The sequence below is a fragment of the Lysobacter sp. yr284 genome (genome assembly GCF_900107375.1).
Classification (GTDB): Bacteria; Pseudomonadota; Gammaproteobacteria; order Xanthomonadales; family Xanthomonadaceae; genus Lysobacter.
In genome coordinates this window covers 94480-108154 of the sequence record NZ_FNPT01000003.1, presented here as the reverse complement: position 1 = coordinate 108154, position 13675 = coordinate 94480, and the positions used below count along the sequence as shown (strand labels likewise).

General features: G+C 69.4%; 12 protein-coding genes. 5 read left to right on the top strand and 7 right to left on the bottom strand.

Going from position 1 to position 13675, the window contains the following annotated elements:
• Positions 1-12: 12 nt before the first annotated feature.
• From BLV01_RS07430 to BLV01_RS07420, 3 genes are all read right to left on the bottom strand, one after another.
• Positions 13-417, bottom strand: a complete 405-nt coding sequence (locus BLV01_RS07430; RefSeq protein ID WP_057947457.1) for an ExbD/TolR family protein — start codon at positions 415-417, stop codon at positions 13-15.
• Positions 414-2234: a DUF2341 domain-containing protein gene (locus BLV01_RS07425; protein WP_217633460.1), complete on the bottom strand. Its 1821-nt coding sequence runs from the start codon at positions 2232-2234 to the stop codon at positions 414-416. Before BLV01_RS07425 ends, BLV01_RS07430 begins: the two co-directional genes overlap by 4 nt.
• A gap of 153 nt (positions 2235-2387) precedes the next feature.
• Entirely contained in the window at positions 2388-3947 is a 1560-nt protein-coding gene (locus tag BLV01_RS07420) for a ShlB/FhaC/HecB family hemolysin secretion/activation protein (protein WP_091796138.1), read from the bottom strand.
• 370 nt (positions 3948-4317) lie between these two features.
• Between BLV01_RS07420 and BLV01_RS25265 the strand changes: the two genes are divergently transcribed.
• Positions 4318-4653, top strand: coding sequence for a hypothetical protein (locus BLV01_RS25265; RefSeq protein ID WP_139178544.1), 336 nt, complete (start codon positions 4318-4320; stop codon positions 4651-4653).
• Positions 4654-4905: 252 nt separating this feature from the next.
• Here BLV01_RS25265 and BLV01_RS07415 read toward each other — a convergent pair whose 3' ends face one another.
• Positions 4906-5664, bottom strand: coding sequence for a SapC family protein (locus BLV01_RS07415; RefSeq protein ID WP_091796136.1), 759 nt, complete (start codon positions 5662-5664; stop codon positions 4906-4908).
• Between the two features lie 272 nt (positions 5665-5936).
• On the opposite strand from BLV01_RS07415, the gene BLV01_RS07410 reads away from it, so the two are divergent.
• Positions 5937-6218 (top strand): hypothetical protein, encoded by a 282-nt coding sequence (locus tag BLV01_RS07410; protein ID WP_139178543.1) that lies wholly within the window; start codon positions 5937-5939, stop codon positions 6216-6218.
• A 159-nt stretch (positions 6219-6377) separates the two neighbouring features.
• On the opposite strand, the gene BLV01_RS07405 is transcribed toward BLV01_RS07410, so the two are convergent.
• On the bottom strand, positions 6378-7733 hold the full coding sequence (locus tag BLV01_RS07405; protein WP_091796131.1) for a replication-associated recombination protein A: 1356 nt from the start codon (positions 7731-7733) through the stop codon (positions 6378-6380).
• A gap of 284 nt (positions 7734-8017) precedes the next feature.
• Here BLV01_RS07405 and BLV01_RS07400 point away from each other — a divergent pair, with 284 nt between their 5' ends.
• The 3 genes from BLV01_RS07400 to BLV01_RS07390 all read left to right on the top strand — a co-directional run bounded on the left by BLV01_RS07400 (position 8018) and on the right by BLV01_RS07390 (position 10239).
• Positions 8018-8728, top strand: coding sequence for a hypothetical protein (locus tag BLV01_RS07400; RefSeq protein WP_091796129.1), 711 nt, complete (start codon positions 8018-8020; stop codon positions 8726-8728).
• Positions 8729-8886: 158 nt separating this feature from the next.
• Positions 8887-9363, top strand: coding sequence for a GNAT family N-acetyltransferase (locus BLV01_RS07395; RefSeq protein WP_091796127.1), 477 nt, complete (start codon positions 8887-8889; stop codon positions 9361-9363).
• 510 nt (positions 9364-9873) lie between these two features.
• Positions 9874-10239 (top strand): hypothetical protein, encoded by a 366-nt coding sequence (locus BLV01_RS07390; RefSeq protein WP_091796125.1) that lies wholly within the window; start codon positions 9874-9876, stop codon positions 10237-10239.
• A gap of 101 nt (positions 10240-10340) precedes the next feature.
• On the opposite strand, the gene lolA is transcribed toward BLV01_RS07390, so the two are convergent.
• Positions 10341-10976, bottom strand: a complete 636-nt coding sequence (lolA, locus tag BLV01_RS07385) for an outer membrane lipoprotein periplasmic chaperone LolA (protein ID WP_254782546.1) — start codon at positions 10974-10976, stop codon at positions 10341-10343.
• Positions 10977-11224: 248 nt separating this feature from the next.
• On the bottom strand, positions 11225-13606 hold the full coding sequence (locus BLV01_RS07380; protein WP_254782545.1) for a DNA translocase FtsK: 2382 nt from the start codon (positions 13604-13606) through the stop codon (positions 11225-11227).
• Positions 13607-13675: the final 69 nt, after the last annotated feature.

The following is a 13675-nucleotide window of genomic DNA, read 5'->3' as shown; positions in this document are numbered from 1 at the left end:
AGGCCCCCTGCCCTAGCCCGCGGCCTGGCGCTGCGAGGCCAGGCCGATCGAGGAAATGCCGAGCTTGCTGCACAGGTCCAGCACCGCCATGACCTTGTCGTACTGCACGGCGCGGTCGCCGCGCAGGATCACCGGCAGTTCGGCGTCGTTGGCCAGCGCGTTGCGCAATTGCTGCTCCAGCTCGCTCATGCTGACCGGCACCGCGTCGATGCTGACCTGGCCGGCGTTGTCGATGGCGATGACCTTGGTCTTGGGCTGCGACAGCGGCTGCGCCGCGCTGGCCTTGGGCAGGTCGACCTTGATGCCCTGCACCGCCGCGGTGGTCATGATGATGAAGATCACCAGCAGCACGTACGCCAGGTCCAGCATCGGGGTGATGTTGATGTCGTCGTAAGGCTTCTTGCCCTGCACCTTCACGGCAGCGTCTCCGTCGACACGCTGCGGGCCAGGTGCGCCGGCAGCGGCGCGTCGCCGGCGTAGTCCTCGGCGATGCGCTTCTCCAGCTCGTCGACGAACACCTGCATGTCCGCACCGATGGCCTCGGTGCGGCTGAGCAGGTAGTTGTAGCCGAACAGCGCCGGGATCGCGACGGCCAGGCCGGCCACCGTGGCCAGCAGCGCCGCGGCGATGCCCGGCGCGATCGCGTTGATGTTGACGTCGCCGGCCGCGGCCACCGCGGCGAAGGTGATCATCACGCCGACCACGGTGCCGAGCAGGCCCAGGAACGGGCCGCCGGAGATGGCGATGGTCAGCATCACCATCAGCTTGTTGAGGCGCTGGCCTTCGCGCACCGCGGCGGCGTCCAGCGCCGAGCGGATCGCGGCGATCGACTGCGGCCGCACCACCTGGCGGCCGCCGGCGGCGGCGACGCGGTTGCGCAGCTCGTCCAGGCCGATCGCGAGCAGGCGCGCGAGGTTGGACTTCTCGCCGTTGAGCGGGCCGTTGCCCTCGGCCGCGCGCACCCAGGCCGCGTCGTGCAGCGGGTATTCGGCGGCGTGCTTGCGGAACGCGAGCAGGAAGCGCTCGTTGGCCTTGGCGGTGGCGCCGACGAACAGGCCCTTGCCGATCATCACCCACCACGAGATCGCGGCCATGAAGCCGAGGATCACGATCACCACCCAGGCGTCGACGGTGAGCGCGCTGAACAGGATGCCGAAGTAGTTGTGGCCGCCGTCGCCGGAGCGCTGCTCGACCGGCTGGAAGGTCAGCAGCTTGGCGTCCAGGCCCTGGCTGTGCGCGGCGGCCTGGATCAGGCCGAGCGGGCGGGCGACCTTGGACAGCTGCAGTTCGTCGATCTGGCCGATGAAGTTCGGCCGCGCCGCGCCGTCCTCGCCGCCGACCAGCAGGCCCGCGGCCGCCGCCGGCAGCGCCGCCGCGGCGTCGCCGGCCGGCGCGCCGTTGACGTAGACGCTGAGCTTGCCGGCGTCGGCGCGCACCGCGATGTGCGCCCAGCCCTCGCCGACCAGCGGCGCGCCCGCGGCGGTGCGCACGCCGCCGGCTTCGGCGTACACCACGCCCTGCTCGAGCAGCACGGTCAGCGCGCCCGGCAGCGAGGCGATCACGCCGCTGGCGCCGGCGCCGGCCGGCTTGATCCACGCGCTCAGCGTCAGCGGCTGGCCGGCGGCGAGGTTGAGCGAGGACGAAGCCGGCACCTTGACCGGCGCCTTGCCGTCGAGCTGCAGGCCCGAACCGATCAGCGCGGTCTGCGCCAGCGCCAGCGGCGCCTGCGCGTTGTTGCCGTAGGCGGTGCTGTCGTTGCCGGCCGCGCCCTGGTCGGCGAAGTGGAACACCGCGACGCTGTCGGCGTCGAAGCTGCCTTTCGGGTCGCTGCCCGGCGTGGCCTCGGGATTGCCGAAATAGACGTACACCGACGAAGCCGCGTTGGCGTCGAGCTTGGGCACGTCCACCCAGGCCAGCGCGACCTGGTCGACCAGGCCGTCGTATTTCTCGAAGTGGTACTTCAGCGGCGTGCGGTCGTCGGCGGCGAGGAAGCGCACGTCGCTGCCGTCCTCCTTGGCGTCGGCGAAGTTGAAGTTGCCCGAATGCAGGCGCACCAGCACTTGCGCGCGGCCGCCCGGCTCGGTCATCGCCGCGCCGGTGGAGGTGGTGTTGAGATCGATCTTGGCCCGGTAGTTCCACTTGCCGTCCCACCACGAGGCCGCCGTGGCCGGAGCCGACAGCAGCGACAACAGCAGCAACAGCGAACAGGCCAACAGCACGCGCAATTGAGTCACGACACTTTCCCCAAGAGATGTTCGGTACTGGTGGGAGGGCCTTGAGGCCCGATGCCTTCCTGACCGGTCGCGACGAGCGCTGCCGGCGATCTGCGACAAAAGCGTCGGGGCTGAAGCCCCTCCCACACTCAAGACTTCAGATTTCGGACTTCGTCAGAACTCGCCCCACAGCCGCACGCCCACCTCGACCGAGTCGGATTTGCGTTCGCGTCCGCCGGGGCTGGACAACGGATGGGCCACATCGATGGAACCGTTGAGATGGCCGAAGGCTTTGATGGTCGCGCCGAGCCCGGCGCTGACCAGGGTCTCGCTGCGCGACTGCTCGGGCAGCGGATCGTTGATGCGGGCGTAGCCGGCGTCGACGAACGCGCGCAGGCGCAGTTCCTGGAACGCGTCGCCGAGCGAATCGGCGAAAGACGGCGTGCGCGCCTCCAGCGTCGCCGCCGCGCCCATGTCGCCGAGCGATTCGGATTCGTAGTAGCCGCGCACGCTGTCCAGGCCGCCGATGCTGAATTGCTCGTTGCTGATCAGCGGCTCGCCGGCGAACTGGCTCTGCAGGCGCAGCATCAACTGCGCGTCGCGCTGCGACTTCCAGGTGTAGGAGCCCGATGCGCGCAGGTAGAAGAAATTCGGCTGCGCCTGGTAGCGCTTGGCGTCGAACGCCGCGCGCCCGTCGCCGACGCCGCGCAGGTTGAACACCGCCGACAGCGCCAGGTCGGCGACCGAGCGTTCCTTCACCCAGTCGGCGTTGTAGTTGACGCTGAGCGGGAAATACTCGATCGGCACCGCGCCGCGGTCGGCGCCCTGGATCAGCGACTCGGTGAAGTCCTTGTAGTCCACGCCGACGCTGAGCGAATGATAGAAGCCCTCGCCGGCGGCGAACGAACGCATCAGCCGCACGCCGGCCAGGGTGCCGTTGCCGATCACGTTGAGGTCGCCGACCACGGCGATGTCGCTCTTGCTGCGCACCGCATAGCCCAGCAGCGACCACGGCGAAGCGCCGAAGCGCGCCAGGTAGGAGGCCGAATAGACCTGCGCGTCGGAGCTGCGCTGCGGCGCGACCTGCGCCGACAGGCTGACGCTGTGGCCGCGCTGCCACAGATTGTCGTAGCGCACGCTCGCGGCCAGGCGCTGGTCGGTGGTGTTGGCGCTGTTGCGGTTGTTGAGTTCCAGCGAGCCGTGCAGCGGCAGCTTGTCCTCGACGTTGAGGTCCACGTCCACCGTGTTGGGCGTGGTCCCGGCCTTGATTTCCGGGGTGACGCGGCGGTCCGGCAACTGGTTCAGCGCGACGATGTCGCGCTGCACGTCCTTGAAGTTCGGCACCGCGCCTTGCGCCAGCGACGGCGCGGCGCGCTCGATGTCGTCGGGCGAGAAATAGTCGGCGCCGTTGACCCGCAGCCGGCCGATCTTCTGCTCGTTGACCTGCAAGGTCACCAGGCCCGTGGCGACGTCCTGCTCGGGAATGGCGACGCTGACGGTGGGATAGCCGCGGCTGTCGTACAGCGACTGCAGCGCCGCCCGCGCGTTCTCTACGTCCTCTTCGCTGCGCTTGGGCCCCAGGTGCGGATAGACCACCTTCTCGATGTCCAGGGTGCTCAGCTTGCTGTTGCCGAGCACCTGGTAGGCGAGGATGTCGAAGCGCGCCGCCGCGGCCGGCGCGGCGCCGGCCTGCGGGGCGGTTTGCTGCGCATGGAGAACCGTCGGTCCGAACATGGTCAGACCGACGGCTGCGATGAGGCGTAGATGCATCGACCCGAAACCATCCCTGTTGCGCCGGCCCCGCGATCGGGGGGCGGCAGACCGCGCCAAGGTAGGTTCGCTATATGACGATGTTTGAACTGCTACATGACAACGCACACGGAAGACGTCACAGATGTATCGCCGCTGCAACGCATCGCTCACAAGTCTGACGGATGACACGAGAACTACGCGTTCGGTCACGCGACATCTCATCCGTAGTTGAGCTATATCACACAGGTAAGAAATGCAGCGATTTTTAGTTGCGTCGTTGGCGGAACGATCTCAGGGACTCGCGATTCTTTTGTCGCAGCGATAAGTGCGAAGCGCGTGGAATTCTGTCGATGTGCGCAGCGACAAGCGTGCATGCGTCGCGAAGCGCGATGCGAACGGCGCGCTCGCATCGCGCGCGGCGGGGCCGTTCGCGGCGGCGTCGCGCTGTCGGCCCAGCAAGCCGAATGCGCGCATGCAATGCCTGCGCGACATGGCAACGTGCCTGCATGCGGCTGGGTTCTCGCGTCTGGCGATGAGAAGCGATGCGATGGCGATCGCGGCACTGTTGACGCCGCGATATTTCGTCTTGGCAACATCGACGACGGCGGCTGGCGCTTGTGGCAGGGCCTTCAGGCCCGATGTTTTTCTCTCAGGCCGATGCGATCTGAAAGGAAAGCATCGGCCCTGAAGGCCCTCCCACAAAAGCCGGGCGGCATAGGATCGGGAGCCTGCGGCCCTCGCCGGCCAGAGGCCGATAGATCGCATCGGTCTGAGAGAAAAGCATTGGGCCTGAACGCCCTCCCACAAAGGCCGGCTGACTTCGCTTCGACAGCGGACGACTATCGCCGGGCGAGCGCCGGACCGGTTACCGGCCAGGCGGCGCGCAAAAAGAAAGGGCGGCCGAAGCCGCCCTTGCGGGAACCGCGCCGACGCCGCCGGCTCAGTTCGCCGGCTCGCCCTGCGGCGCGTTCGCCGCGACGTTGGCCGGCGCCTGCTGCGCCAGTTCCGACAGCCGCTCCAGGTTGCGCATCGACAGCAGGTGGGTGTAGATCAGCCCCAGCACGCCGGTGCGGAACAGCTCCGGCAGCTGCGCGTCGGTAAGCTTCATCAGCTTCTCTTCCGACACCGCGTAGACGCCGTTCAACTCGGCCTGCGGCTGGTCGGGATTGCCGAACCGGATCACCTTCTCTTCCAGCAGGTCCAGTTCCTTGATCTTGGCCGCGAACGCCGCGGTACGCTTGAACTCGCCGTGCAGCTCCTGCAGGAAGTTCACCGCCCGGGTCAGGCTCTCGGTGTCGGCGCCATCCTCGCCGAACAGCGGCTCGCCCTCGTCCTCCGACAGGCCGTCGTAGGCCATGTCCACGCACACCGTGACCGTGCCGGTGTCGGCGTCTTCGGCCAGCACGAACGGGTACTGGCGCAGGAACGCCGGCACGTAGCCGCGGCGCCAACGGGCGTTCTCGTCCACGTACAGGTTCTGCTGGCTGCGCAGGCCGACCAGCACCGCCGGCAGGAAGTCGCCGTTGGCGAGCTTGGCGAACACGATCGCGTACTCGTTGGCCGCGGCCGGGAACTCGATGGTCGCCACCGGCACCGAGTTGAGGGACGCGGCGAAACGGGCGTTGTGCTGCGCGGTGCGGATGCGCAGGCGGCGGTGGGTTTCGCGGTTGAGCGGGACGACGCGGTCGTAGATCAGCATGGAATTCCGATTCCTGGTGGCGACCGCCGGCAGGAGCACCGGCGTGAGCGGCGAAGATGCGCCATCGGCGTGACAGTTACAACGCGTCCGGCCGCCGGCGATCCGGCGCGCGCCGGCTACCGTACCCCGGCGGCGGCGTGAACGCCACTTTCACCTGCACGGGTGCGAGTCAAAAATGTCATCACATGCGATCCCATATCGTGATTACAGGCACATATAAAGCACTACGTGCCGGGTGCGCCCAGGGGACTATCGCTTTGTTCAAGGTGTCGTTGCGGGAACATGCTCTGCTGAGCGTGCTGGTCGGGCTGCAGCGCGGCGTCCAGCCGGAAACCAGCCATATGAAGCACGCCCTGATCGAGGACGGACTGGCGCTGAGCGCGGACGGCCGGCTGAGCCTGTCGGAGGCCGGCAACACCCTGCTGCAGGCCCTGCAGCACATGGTCTGGGCCGAGGTCGAATCGCTCCAGCAGGTGCTGGTCAACAAGTCCAGCGCGCCCAGCGACGAGGTGCTGCGGATGACCCGGCTGCCGGCGTCGTACCAGCCCGAGTAAGCGTCGCCGCGGCGGCCCTTGGTAGGAGCGGCGCGAGCCGCGACCGCGCCACCTCAGCTACGCCGAAAGTGTCGTCATCGTTGAGTTGCCGCGGTCGCGGCTCGCGCCGCTCCTACAGGAGGCCGTCGCGACGCCGCCGCCGCTGCGGTCACTCTGCGGTCACTCTGCGGCCGCGTCCGCCGCCGGGTCCACGTCCTCGCCGCGCGCCTGCGCGCGCAGCGCCCGCAGCCGTTGCAGCTTCTCGCCGAGCTTGATCTCCAGCCCGCGCGCCACCGGCTGGTAGTACACCCGCTCGCCCATCGCGTCGGGGAAGCCGGTCTGGTCCAGCGCCACCCCGCCCTGCGCATCGTGGTCGTACTGGTAGCCCTGGGCGTAGCCGAGTTGCTTCATCAGCTTGGTCGGCGCGTTGCGCAGGTGCAGCGGCACGTCCTGGGTGCCGTATTCGGCCACGTCGGCCTTGGCCTGGTTGAACGCGGCGTAGGCGGCGTTGGATTTGGCGGTGCTGGCCAGGTAGATCACCACCTGGGCCAGGGCCAGGTCGCCCTCGGGGCTGCCGAGGCGGTCGTAGGTGTCCCAGGCGTCCACCGCCATCTGCAGCGCGCGCGGGTCGGCCAGGCCGATGTCCTCGACCGCCATGCGGGTCAGCCGCCGCGCCAGGTAGTGCGGGTCGCAGCCGCCGTCGAGCATGCGCGCGAACCAGTACAGCGCCGAATCGGGATTGGAGCTGCGCACGGACTTGTGCAGCGCCGAGATCTGGTCGTAGAACTGCTCGCCGCCCTTGTCGAAGCGGCGGGTGCGGTCGGCCAGGACCTGGGCCAGGGTCGCCGGGGTGATCTCGCCGTCCTCGTCCTGGGCCAGTTCGGCGGCGATCTCCAGCAAAGTCAGCGCGCGGCGCACGTCGCCGTCGGCGGCGGTGGCGATCTGCAACAGCAGTTCGTCGTCCACGCGCACCTGCTGGGCGCCCAGGCCGTGTTCGGCGTCGTCCAGCGCGCGCCGCAAGGTCGTCCGCACGTCCTGCGGCGAGACCGCCTCCATCACGTGCACGCGGCAGCGCGAGAGCAGCGCGGAGTTGAGTTCGAACGAGGGGTTCTCGGTGGTGGCGCCGACGAAGATGATGGTGCCGCGCTCGATATGCGGCAGGAACGCGTCCTGCTGGGTCTTGTTGAAGCGGTGCACCTCGTCGACGAACAACACCGTGCGCCGGCCCTCGGCGAAGCGGTGGGCGGCCTCGGCCAGCACCTGGCGCACCTCCGGCAGGCCCGAGAGCACCGCGGAAATGGCGCGGAAGTCGGCGTCGGCGTAGCGCGCCAGCAGCAGCGCCAGGGTGGTCTTGCCGCAACCCGGCGGGCCCCACAGGATCATCGAGTGCACGCGCCCGGACTCGACCGCGCGGCGCAGCGCCGAACCCGGCGCGAGCAGCCGGCGCTGGCCGACCATCTCGTCGAGCGAGCGCGGACGCATGCGCTCGGCCAGCGGGCGCAGGCCCTCGCGGTCGACGCTGAGCAGGTCGGGCATGTCCCCGGAAGGTGAGGCGGTTTTGCGGGCCACTGCGGCGGATCGGGCTGAAACAGAAGGACCGCCACGATAACAAGATCGCGCCGCGACGGCTGTCGACAAGGCCCGCGGCGGCCCGGCGCGCGCGCATACGGCGGGACCCGGCAAACCGGGTGCGCGCAGCGGACGTCCCCGCCGGCGCCGGCCCGGCCTGCGCCGGCGCTCACAAGACCGCGCCGCCGGCGTTCGCACAGGTACCGGCGCCGCGCGCGCCCTGGCCCATTGCGTCACGTCCGGAGTCGCCCATGTCCCCTCGCCCGTCCCTGCCCCGTCCCTTCCGCCGCGTCCTGGCCGCGCTGGCGCTGCTGCTCGCCGCCGGCGGCGCCCAGGCCGCCTGCCCCGACAGTTCGCCGTGCGAGACCATCGCGGTCTATCGCGTACAGACCTGGCCGGCCCTGCTGACCGACGCCGCCGGCCGCGACTCCCTGTCGCTGCAGGAAGCCAACGGCACCAGCAAGGCCTCGTTCGAGCCGGTCATCAAGGGCTATGCCGGCGGCCCCAAGACCCTGGCCATCCGCTTCAGCGTGACCCGCATCGCGATCGCGCCGAACGCCTACTGCAACTGCAACTTCGAACTCGGCAACAAGGCCTGCAAGACCGACGACCTCGACCTGCTCAAGCAGTGCAAGCGGGTCTGCCTCAACAGCGGCCAGGCCTGCACCGCCACCGGCAAGGACGACAAGAGCGACGGCGGCGCCTGGTACGCCTTCCCGGCCTCGACCCGCTGCGTGACCCGCAACGCCGCGCCGACCCAGGTCTGGAAGAAGAACGCGTTCGAAGTGAACCCGAAGAACTGCGACTGGTACCAGGCGTCCAGCTCGATCAAGCGCGCCACCTGCGTGGCCGAGGCGATCAAGCTCGATCCCAGCCTGGACCTGGACCGCTTGTTCGCCAGCGAAGCGCCCTGCGCCACCGTCGACAACGCCACCCTGCAGCACGAAGCCATTCCACGCTGAGCGGCCGGCAACCGCGCCGCCGACCGCGGCGGCGCGATCCGCGGCTCAATCGGCCGTTCGATCGGCGACGCGCGCGCCGCGCATCCGCGCGCGCCGCGCTTTGCCCGGCCGCGCGCGGCGGCGACAATGGCGCCCTCGCCCGCCGTCGTCGCCCTCCCATGTCCGCCGCCGCCCCGCTGATCCGTTTCGCCGGCACCGACGACCGCGCCACCGTGCTCGCCCTGCTCGAAGAAACCTTCCTCGACACCTGGCAGCCGCAACTGACCGGACAGGCCATCGCCGACTACCGCCGCAACCGCGTCGCCGAGCGCTACATCGACGCGCAACTGGCGCAGTTGCTGGTCGCCGAACTCGACGGCGCCGTGCTCGGCTTCGCCGGCCGCGACGGCGGGTTCGTCGACTCCCTGCACGTCAGCGCGCGCGGCCGCCGCCGCGGCATCGCCCGCGCGCTGATGCAGGCGCTGGAAACCGCGATGCGCGAGGACGGCCTGGCCCTGGCGAGCCTGGAGACCGACACCTTCAATACCGGCAGCCAGGCGCTGTACCTGGCCCTGGGCTACCGCGAAACCGCGCGCTACCCAGACGAAGAGTGGAACAGCGGGCTGACCACGATCCGCTACGAAAAGGCGCTGTAAGCCCGATCATCGCCCCGCGGCCCGGCGCCGGGCGCATACGCCATGGCCTGACGCGACGGCGCAAGCCGCGACCGCGACACTGTGCCTGTGCCTGTGCCTGCGCCGCCGGCCGCATGCGTCGCACGCGGCGGCGCGCGAGCCGCGCGCGCGCCCGTACCGATACCGGCCCCGCACCGCTACCCGCGATCGACAGCGCAAGCCCGTGGCACATTCAATCCATAGGTTTTTTTCTTGATGTGCTCGCAGGCGAAGTCCGCGCGCGCGCAGCGCACACGATTCCCGATTCCTTCCCTGCGCATCCCCGAATCGCCCCGCGCCGACCGTATTCGCACCCGGTTTCGCCCTGTACGCCGCCAGCGCGCCGACGCAGTTTCATCGCCGGCCGGAACGCCGCGTCTCGCTCGCCGGACGCAGCCACACCCCATTCGACCCGCCGCGCCCGGCCCGCGGCGCGCGACGCGAACGCGGTCAGCACCGCGCTGCGTCCGGTCACCCCAGGAGACGTATGCGATGAAGCTTTCCCATGCCCTGCTCGGCGCCGGTTTCGCCGGCCCCGCTTCGGCCGCCTGCTACGACTACCAAGGCACGCCCGCCAACGACCTGCGCTGGGTCGTCGGCCTCGACAACGCCACCGGCACCGCCGACGACTATTCGCTGCAGATCGACAACGCCCTGCTGCGCAACATCCGGCCCGCGCATTGTTCCGGCACTTACGGCTGCGACATCATCTCCTACCGCATCCAGTGGTTCGGCGGGTCGTGGACCACGCCGTACCTCCCCGGCAACAACGATTTCCACACCCGCGGCGACGGCAGCGTGGTCAAGGCCTGGGCGATGATCAACGATCACAACTACCAGATCAGCTACTGCAACTGAGCCGGCGCCGCATCGTCGGCGCCGCGCAAAACGAAGAACGCGAGCCGGGGCTCGCGTTCTTCGGTCGTAGATGCGGCGGCGGCGCTTCGCCGCGCCGAAACTCAACCCTCGCCGATCACATCCACGCCCTTGCCCGGCGCGTACTTGAAGGTGCTGGCGGGGAAGCTCGGGTTGCGCTTCCAGCCGGAGAAGCTGATCTCGGTCTTCTGCCCCAGCGCGTCGACGATCTCCATCTTGCTCAGCGTGCCGCCGCTGAAGCCCAGGCGCGCGCTGCGGAAGCTGGCCTCGCCCTGGCTCTTGGGCGTCAGCAGCAGCCAGCTCAGGCCGCCGTCGCCGGGCAGTTCCCGGACCGCGAACATCGCGTCGAGCTTGCTCGGGTCGACCAGAGCCGCCAGCGGGCTGTTCTGCTCTTCGGCGCCCTGCGGCCGCACGCTGACCTGCTGCAGGTCCGGCTCGTACACCCACACTTTCTTGCCGTCGGCGACGATCAGCTGCGGATACGGCTTGGCGTATTCCCAGCGGAACAGCCGCGGCGCCGACAGCGCGACCTGGCCGGTCGAGGATTCCTTGAGCTTGCCGTTGGGGTCGTAGACCTGCTGGGCGAACTGGCCGTCCAGGCCCTTGAGGCCGCGGGTGAAGGCGTTGAGGTCGTCGCGCGCGCCGGCGCTGGCGGCGCCGGCGAACAGCGTCGCCGACAGCGACAACGCGAGGGCGGCTTGGCGGACGAAACGGGTCACGGGGCGACTCCTGGATGAGATGGCGGCAGTGTGCTGGGACGAAACTGAACGGGCTTGCGACGGCCGCATCGGGGTTCACCGCGTAGTTTGCCACGCCGCCTGCGCCGACCGGCCGCGCACCACCGCGGGCCGGCCGCCGGCAAGGCCTCGATGGCTGCGCCGGCGCGACGCCGGGCGACTGCGGAAACCCGCCGATACCCCACGGATGCGCGAGACAGCGACGGCGCCGCGACCCGCAGCGCGTCGGCTTACTTCGGCGGCGGCGGCGCCAGCACGCTGCGGTCGCCGTTGTGCTCCGGCGGCGTCACCACGCCGGCCGCTTCCATCGCCTCGATCAGGCGCGCGGCGCGGTTGTAGCCGATCTTGAGCCGGCGCTGCACGCCGGAAATCGAGGCGCGGCGGGTCTCGGTGACGATGCGCACGGCCTCGTCGTAGAGCGGGTCGGATTCGTCGCCGCCCGAGCTGGCCGTCTCCGGCAGGCCGGTCGCGCCGACCACGGTGCCGTCGCCCATCGTCTGCATCTCGTCGAGCACGCCCTCGATGTAGTCCGGGCCGCCGCCGATCTGCTTGAGGTGCTCGACCACGCGATGCACTTCTTCGTCGGACACGAACGCGCCATGCACGCGCTCGGGCATCGCCGTGCCCGGCGGCAGGTACAGCATGTCGCCGTGGCCGAGCAGCGTCTCCGCGCCGGACTGGTCGAGGATGGTGCGCGAGTCGATCTTGCTCGACACCTGGAAGGCGATGCGGGTCGGGATGTTGGCCTTGATCAGGCCGGTGATCACGTCCACCGACGGCCGCTGGGTCGCCAGGATCAGGTGGATACCGGCCGCACGCGCCTTCTGCGCCAGCCGCGCGATCAGTTCCTCGACCTTCTTGCCGACGATCATCATCATGTCGGCGAATTCGTCGATGAAGATGACGATGAACGGCAGCGTCTCCAGCGGACGCGGCACCTCGCCGAGCTCGGCGTTGGGCTTGAACAGCGGGTCCATCATCGGCTGCCCGGCGTCCTGCGCGTCCTTGACCTTCTTGTTGAAGCCGGCCAGGTTGCGCACGCCGACCGCCGACATCAGCTTGTAGCGCCGCTCCATCTCGGCCACGCACCAGCGCAGGCCGTTGGCGGCCTCCTTCATGTCGGTGACCACCGGCGCCAGCAGGTGCGGGATGCCTTCGTAGACCGACAGCTCCAGCATCTTCGGGTCGATCATCAGCATCCGCAGGTCCTTCGCGGAGGCCTTGTACAGCAGGCTCAGCACCATCGCGTTGACCGCGACCGACTTGCCCGAGCCGGTGGTGCCGGCGACCAGCAAGTGCGGCATGCGCGCCAGGTCGGCGACCGTCGGCCGGCCGGCGATGTCCTTGCCCAGCGCCAACGTCAGCGGGCTGCCGGACTTGTCGTACTCCTTCGAGCGCAGCAGCTCGGACAGGAAGATCATCTCGCGCGAGGTGTTCGGCGTTTCCAGGCCGATCACCGACTTGCCCGGGATCACGTCGACCACGCGCACCGACTTGACCGACAGGCCGCGGGCGATGTCCTTGTCCAGCGAGGAGATCTGGCTGACCTTGACGCCCGGCGCGGGCTGCACTTCGAAGCGGGTGATGACCGGGCCCGGGTAGGCGCCGACCACCTGCGCGTCGATGCGGAAGTCCTTGAGCTTGAACTCGATCTGCCGCGACAGGGTTTCCAGCGTCTCCTCGCTGTAGCCCTTGGGCTGCGGCTTGGGATCGTCGAGCAGCGCCAGCGGCGGCACGCCGCTGCCGTCGGCGGTGTGGAACAGCGGAATCTGGGTCTCGCGCTTGGCGCGCTCGCTCTTTTCCACCACCGGCGCCGGCGGCGGCTCGATCTTGACCTTCTCGCGCTTGGCGCGCAGCTCGGTGTCGGCCTTGCGCGCTTCCTCGCGCTCCTCGCGCATGACCTGGGTCTGGCGCCATTCGGTCGCCTGCTGGCTGCCGCGGCGGAACAGCTTGCTCGCGACCGGGCCGAGGGTCAGCACGCGCTGGCCGATCCAGTCCATCACCGCGAACCACGACACCCCGGTGGCCAGGGTGAACGAGATCAGCAGCAAGGCCGCGAGGAACAGGTTGCCGCCGACCGGCCCGAAACCGGAGTACAGCGAACGCCCGACCAGTTGGCCGAGGATGCCGCCGGCGCCGGCGGAGAAGTTGTCGACCCCGCCGATGCGCAACTGCAGCAGGCCGGCGGACGACACCAGGAAACCGACGATGCCGACCAGGCGCAACGCCGGGCCGAGGTCGGCCTCGCCGTCGCCGTCGGTGTCCATGCCGAACAGCGCGATCCAGGCGATCGCGCCGAGCATGAAGGGCAACAGGAAGGCGACGTAGCCGCACAGGTACAGCAGCACGTCGGCGATCCAAGCGCCGACCCGGCCGCCGAGATTGTGCAGCGGCGCGGTGATCGAGCCCGAATGCGACCAGCCCGGATCGGTCGGCGAGAAGGTGAACAGACTGGCCAGCAAGTACAGCAGCAACGGCGCGATCACGATCAGCGAAATGTCGCGCATCAACCGCTGCCGCTTCGGCGACGGCGGCGACGACGCGGCCGCGCGCGGCGCGGCCTCGGCTGGAGCCTTGGCCTTCTTGCGACTGGCTGTGGGAGCGGACGCCACCGTGATGTGCTGCCTTAGCTAGATTCCGTTAGTCGTTGAATATACAGGAAGAGCGATGAGGTAGTAATC

What these genes read in the sequence shown, in the direction of transcription:
- BLV01_RS07405 (WP_091796131.1), bottom strand. Translation starts at nt 7,733, where the DNA reads ATGCCCGACCTGCTCAGCGTCGACCGCGAGGGCCTGCGCCCGCTGGCC.
- BLV01_RS07420 (WP_091796138.1), bottom strand. Translation starts at nt 3,947, where the DNA reads ATGTTCGGACCGACGGTTCTCCATGCGCAGCAAACCGCCCCGCAGGCC.
- BLV01_RS07390 (WP_091796125.1), top strand. Translation starts at nt 9,874, where the DNA reads ATGAAGCTTTCCCATGCCCTGCTCGGCGCCGGTTTCGCCGGCCCCGCT.
- BLV01_RS07400 (WP_091796129.1), top strand. Translation starts at nt 8,018, where the DNA reads ATGTCCCCTCGCCCGTCCCTGCCCCGTCCCTTCCGCCGCGTCCTGGCC.
- BLV01_RS07395 (WP_091796127.1), top strand. Translation starts at nt 8,887, where the DNA reads ATGTCCGCCGCCGCCCCGCTGATCCGTTTCGCCGGCACCGACGACCGC.
- BLV01_RS07415 (WP_091796136.1), bottom strand. Translation starts at nt 5,664, where the DNA reads ATGCTGATCTACGACCGCGTCGTCCCGCTCAACCGCGAAACCCACCGC.